The 5,468-nt window shown below is 68.5% G+C and carries 6 protein-coding genes; 5 read left to right on the top strand and 1 reads right to left on the bottom strand.

Annotation, left to right across the window (positions count from 1 at the left end; translation table 11 throughout):
• Positions 1–73: 73 nt before the first annotated feature.
• A complete protein-coding gene (locus ACIQ3R_RS14760; RefSeq protein WP_397419620.1) occupies positions 74–1,300 on the top strand; it encodes a tetratricopeptide repeat protein in 1,227 nt (408 codons plus the stop codon).
• 41 nt (positions 1,301–1,341) lie between these two features.
• On the opposite strand, the gene ACIQ3R_RS14765 is transcribed toward ACIQ3R_RS14760, so the two are convergent.
• Positions 1,342–2,421: a zinc-binding dehydrogenase gene (locus ACIQ3R_RS14765; protein ID WP_397419621.1), complete on the bottom strand. Its 1,080-nt coding sequence runs from the start codon at positions 2,419–2,421 to the stop codon at positions 1,342–1,344.
• A gap of 85 nt (positions 2,422–2,506) precedes the next feature.
• On the opposite strand from ACIQ3R_RS14765, the gene fabD reads away from it, so the two are divergent.
• From fabD to ACIQ3R_RS14785, 4 genes are all read left to right on the top strand, one after another.
• On the top strand, positions 2,507–3,451 hold the full coding sequence (fabD, locus tag ACIQ3R_RS14770; RefSeq protein WP_397419622.1) for an ACP S-malonyltransferase: 945 nt from the start codon (positions 2,507–2,509) through the stop codon (positions 3,449–3,451).
• Between the two features lie 24 nt (positions 3,452–3,475).
• A complete protein-coding gene (fabG, locus tag ACIQ3R_RS14775) occupies positions 3,476–4,216 on the top strand; it encodes a 3-oxoacyl-[acyl-carrier-protein] reductase (protein WP_397419623.1) in 741 nt (246 codons plus the stop codon).
• 125 nt (positions 4,217–4,341) lie between these two features.
• Positions 4,342–4,581: an acyl carrier protein gene (locus ACIQ3R_RS14780; protein ID WP_293345933.1), complete on the top strand. Its 240-nt coding sequence runs from the start codon at positions 4,342–4,344 to the stop codon at positions 4,579–4,581.
• A gap of 95 nt (positions 4,582–4,676) precedes the next feature.
• Positions 4,677–5,468, top strand: a 792-nt coding sequence (locus ACIQ3R_RS14785; RefSeq protein ID WP_397419624.1) for a beta-ketoacyl synthase N-terminal-like domain-containing protein, incomplete at its 3' end; no start/stop codon positions are given.

Consider the following 5,468-nt stretch of genomic DNA (forward strand, 5'->3'; position numbering starts at 1 on the left):
GTTAACCCTTCTGTCGCGGGAAGCGTATTCAATTCCGCCACTTGCCTGGCCGCCGGGGCCGGGGGGAGGACAAATGGCCGCAGATGGCGTCTGGCCGGGCGGTAGGGAGCCTGAGAGCGCGCGCACGGCGCAGGCGCTCGATGAGCTGCGCCTCATCCTTGATCGTCTGGAAGCGCGAATCTCACGTTCTGAGTCGCCGCCACTGGCTCCCGACGCGACCGCCGCTCTGATTCAGGCCATCGACGGTCTCGCAGGTCGACTGGCCGCTCGGGAGGCGTCCGATGATGCGCGCGGGCTGGCGCTCTCCAGAGCTTTGGCGGCGCTGTCCGCGCGCCTGGACGCGGAGCTCGAGACGCCGCCCGAGGCGCCGGCGGCGCGTGAACCGGCCCTCGTCCGATGGGCGCTGATGCTAGGCGCGGCGTCAGCTGTGGTCAGCCTGGCCGGCGCGGGAATCTCATTGTTGGCCGTTCGGCCGGATACGGGCGCGCCTGCAAGTCCAGAGACGGCGCCGGTGAGGGCGGCGCCTTCCGCCACCGCGCCGCTTGCGACAGGCGCATTGCCCGCCATTCGGGGCGTGGCGCCGGCGGCGGCGTTGGCGCCGGTCCCCATGGCCGACCGCCAGAACTACGCTGAGATTGTCGCCGCCCTGAGCCGAGGGGATGCGATGGCGCTGCCCCGGCTGGCCGGACTGGCCGATGGCGGGGACGTTGAGGCGCAGCTGCATCTCGCAAGCCTCTATGAGACCGGCGGCGGCGGTCTGCCGCGCGATCTGGCCGCGGCCCGCCTCTGGACCCGCCGCGCGGCGGAGGGCGGGGACAAGATCGCCATGCACAACCTCGGGCTCTTTCTGGCGCAGGGAGAGGGGGGCGTGCGGGAGGTGCGCGAGGCGGCGATCTGGTTCCGTCGGGCGGCCGAACGGGGCGTGGTGGACTCCCAGTACAATCTGGGCCTGATCCACGAGACCGGACAGGGCGTCCCGGCCAATCTCGGCGAGGCCTATCGCTGGTTCAGCGTCGCGGCCAATGCCGGCGATCTGAAGGCGCGGCAGAAGCAGATCGAACTCGAGGGCAGGCTGTCGCCCGTCGAACGCGCCGCCGCAGACCGCGAGGCGTCCCTGTACCGACCCGGGGCGACCAGCCCGGGATCGCCCGCGCCCGTGGCGCCGCCTGCATTGACCGTCGCTGACAGTCAGGCGCTGCTGGCGCGTCGCGGTTACTATCTCGGGCCGGCGGACGGCCAGGACTCCGCCGCCTATCGCGCGGCCGTGGAGGCGTATCTCAAGGATCAGACCAAGCCTTAGAGCTGCTCTCTCGATATCCGGTTCGCACGTTTCGGAAGGCGCTAGCCGCCGGGTTTCACCAGGATCTTCACGTGAGCCTCGGGATCGCCCAGCGCGGTGAAGGCGCCCGCGACGCCATCGAGGGGTACGGACCCGGTCACAAGTCCCGTGGCGTCAATCACGCCTTCGGCGAGCATGTGTAGCGTCTCGGCGAATTCCTCTGGCGTGTAGCCGAGCACGAAGGTGAGTTCGATTTCCTTGGTGATGGCGATGGAGGGCTCGATTCGGTCGGTCTCCATGCAGACGCCGGCGACCAGGATCTGGGCGCCGGCCGGGGCCGCCTCGATCAGCATCTGCAGCACCCCGGGCGAGCCGACGCATTCGAACACCACCGGTCGGGCGATCGGGTTGCCCATCATCCGCATCATGGACTGGCCGGCGCGGGTCTTGGGTACGCCCAGGCTCTCCCAGCGGTCGTGCGGGCTCTCCTGGGCCGGATCGATGACGATGTCGGCGCCCAACCTCTCGGCGGCGGCGCGGCGGCGGGGAGAGAAGTCGGCGGCGATCACAGGGCCGTAGCCCTTGGCCTTAAGCGCGGCGATGACGGCCAGTCCCACCGGACCACAGCCGACCACCAGACACACCGATTTGGGCTCCAGGTGCGCCTTGGCCACGGCGTGAAGGCCCACGGCGAAGGGCTCGGTCATGGCGGCCTGATCGGTGGGCAAGCCGTTCGGCACCGCCAACAGCAGGGCTTCGGAGAGCAACATGCGTTCCGCGAACCCGCCGGGCAGGCGGTTGGAGAAGCCCAGCGCTTCGACCCCGCCATTGTGCATGGTGATCGGTACGCTGACGACGCGGGTCCCGGCCTTCAGCGACTTCGTCGTACCAGGACCATGATCCAGGATCTCGGCGCAGAATTCATGGCCGAAGACGGTGTCGGCGCGGGGGTCGAAGCCGCTGTCCGGCGCGCCGCCGCGCCGCGACAGATCGATCATGTGCTCCATGTGATGAAGCGCGTGCAGATCGGAGCCGCAGATGCCGCAGGCGAGGGTGGAGACCAGCACCTGACCTTCGCCAGGCGTGAGTTCGCCGATCTCGTCGCACACGAGCTTTCGGTCCCGTCGGATCACCGCGCGCATTCGCCTCTCCCGGATTCGTTTTCTTGTCGGAGGTAAGTCTATCCCCTAACCCTCGCGCGGAATCCACCGGAGCACGTTCGCAAACATGAGCCTCGCGTTTCTCTTCCCGGGCCAGGGCAGCCAGGCCGTGGGCATGGGTCAGGACCTCGCAGAAGCCTTCGCAGCTGCGCGAGAGGTGTTTCAGGAGGTGGACGAGGCGCTCAAGCAGAAGCTCTCCACCTTGATGCGTGAGGGTCCGGAGGATCAATTGACCCTGACCGAGAACGCTCAGCCTGCGCTGATGGCCGTCAGCGTGGCGGTGATGCGCACGCTGGAGCGGGAGTTCGGCGTCGGCGTCGAGAAGGCGTCGTTTGTGGCCGGCCACAGCCTGGGCGAATACTCGGCGCTGGCCGCGACGGGCGCGATCAGCCTGGCGGATACGGCGCGGCTGTTGAAGCTGCGGGGCCAGGCGATGCAGCGGGCGGTTCCGGTCGGCGAGGGCGCCATGGCGTCGCTGATCGGCCCCAAGACCGACCTGGCGCTGGCCGAGGCCGCCGCCGCGGCGGGCGCTGAGGTCGGCGTCTGCGTTGTGGCGAACGACAACAACAACGGCAACGTGGTGATCTCCGGCGAGAAAGCGGCTGTGGACCGGGCGATCGAGGCCGCCAAGGCGCTGGGCGCGCGGGCGATCCCGCTGAACGTCTCGGCCCCGTTCCACTGCCCGTTGATGGCGCCGGCGGCCAAGGAGATGGCCGAGGCGCTGGCCGGGGCGACGCTGGTCGCGCCGCGCGCGCCGGTGGTCTGCAATGTGACCGCCCAGCCGACCAATGACCCCGAGCTGATCCGGCGACTGCTGGTCGAACAGGTGACCGGGCGTGTGCGCTGGCGGGAGAGCATGATCTGGATGGCCGGAGACGGCGGGGTCACCCGTTTCGCCGAGGCCGGAACCGGCAAGGTGCTGGCGGGCATGGCCAAGCGGATCGCGCCCGACGCCGAGGCGGTCTCGCTGAACGCGCCGGCCGATCTCGAAGCTTTCGCCAAGTCACTCTGAAGAACGCTTTTGAGGGGAGGGAACATGTTCGACCTCAGCGGCAAGACCGCGCTCGTCACCGGCGCCACGGGCGGCATCGGTTCGGAAATCGCCCGTGCGCTTCATGCGGCCGGCGCGAACGTGGTGCTGTCGGGCACCCGCGCGGCGGTGCTCGACGAACTCGCGAGCGAGTTGGGATCTCGTGCGTCGGTCGCTGCAGCCGATCTTTCCGACCCGGCGTCGGTCGACGGCCTGATCGACGCGGCCGAGACCGCCGCAGGGGCGCCAGTGGACATCCTGGTGGCCAACGCCGGCGTCACCCGCGACGGACTCCTCCTGCGGATGAAGGACGAGGACTGGGCGATGGTCCTTAAGGTCAATCTGGAAAGCTACTTCCGGCTGAGTCGCGCGGCGATGCGGGGCATGATGAAGCGCCGGCACGGCCGGATCATTGGAATCACCTCGGTGGTCGGCGTCACCGGAAACCCCGGCCAGGCCAACTACGCGGCCTCCAAGGCGGGGATGATCGGCTTCTCCAAGGCGCTGGCCCAGGAGGTCGCGACGCGGGGCATTACGGTCAATTGCATCGCGCCCGGGTTCATTGAGAGCCCGATGACCGATGCGTTGAATGAGGCTCAGAAAGCGCAGATTCTCACGACGATTCCGGCCGGTAGGCTGGGCGCCGGCGCGGATGTCGCGGCGGCCTGCGTCTATCTCGCCTCGACGGAGGCGGGCTATGTCACCGGACAGACGCTGCATGTGAACGGCGGCATGGCGATGATCTGAGGCTCGCCACCGCGGGCGGGATCATGCTACCCGAGCCTCGAAACCGTCCGCCAAGGCGGATGTTGACTTCACCGTCGCCGTCGCCGATTCAGTGACCCGACTAACCCCTGAGGGATCTAAAGAAGATGTCCGACGTCCTTGAACGCGTCCGCAAGATTGTCATCGAGCACCTGGACGCCGACCCCGAGAAGGTGACCGAGAAGGCGTCATTCATCGACGACCTGGGCGCCGACAGCCTCGACAACGTGGAACTCGTGATGGCGTTCGAGGAAGAATTCGACATCGAGATCCCGGATGACGCCGCCGAGCATATCCAGACTGTGGGCGACGCCGTGAAATTCATCGGCGAGCGCCTGGGCGGCTGAACCCCTTCGTCGCTATTCAGGGCCGCCGCGTCGCCGGGTGAACCCCGATGGCGCGGCGGTTTCGTTTTCGAGGTCAGAAAACTCGAGGCCAGCACATGCGTCGTGTCGTCGTCACCGGGATCGGAATCCTCTCGCCCCTGGGTCAGGGAACCGAACTGACCTGGAAGCGTCTCCTCGCCGGCCAATCCGGCGCCGGGCGGATCAGCGCCTTCGATGTGACCGATTGGGCCTGTCAGGTGGCCTGCGAGGTGCCGCGTATCGATGGCCGGGGCGGCGGCGGACCGGATGTTGAAGGCAGCTTCGACCCGGATCAGACCATGTCGTCGCGCGACCGCCGGCGGGTCGATGACTTCATCCTCTACGGCATGGCCGCGGCCGACGAGGCCGTGCGCGACTCGGGCTGGGCGCCCGAAGATGACGAGGGCCGCGAACGCACCGGCGTCATGCTCGGCTCCGGCATCGGCGGGCTCGGAACCATCGCCGAAACCGCCATCGAGATGCATGAGAAGGGCCACCGCCGGGTCAGCCCGTTCTTCATCCCATCGGCGCTGATCAACCTGATCTCAGGCCAGGTCTCGATCCGATACGGCTTCAAGGGCCCCAACCACGCGGTGGTCACCGCCTGCGCCACCGGGGCGCACGCCATCGGCGACGCCTGCCGGCTGATCAAGTACGGCGACGCCGACGTCATGGTCGCCGGGGGCGCAGAGGCCAGTGTGGTGCCGATCGGCATCGCCGGGTTCATTGCCTGCCGCGCCATGTCCACCGGCTTCAATGAGACCCCCGAGCGCGCCAGCCGCCCCTACGACAAGGGCCGCGACGGCTTCGTGATGGGCGAAGGCGGCGCCGTCCTGGTGCTTGAGGAGCTGGAGCACGCCAAGGCGCGC

This window comes from Phenylobacterium sp. (assembly GCF_044371015.1).
Taxonomy (GTDB): domain Bacteria; phylum Pseudomonadota; class Alphaproteobacteria; order Caulobacterales; family Caulobacteraceae; genus Phenylobacterium.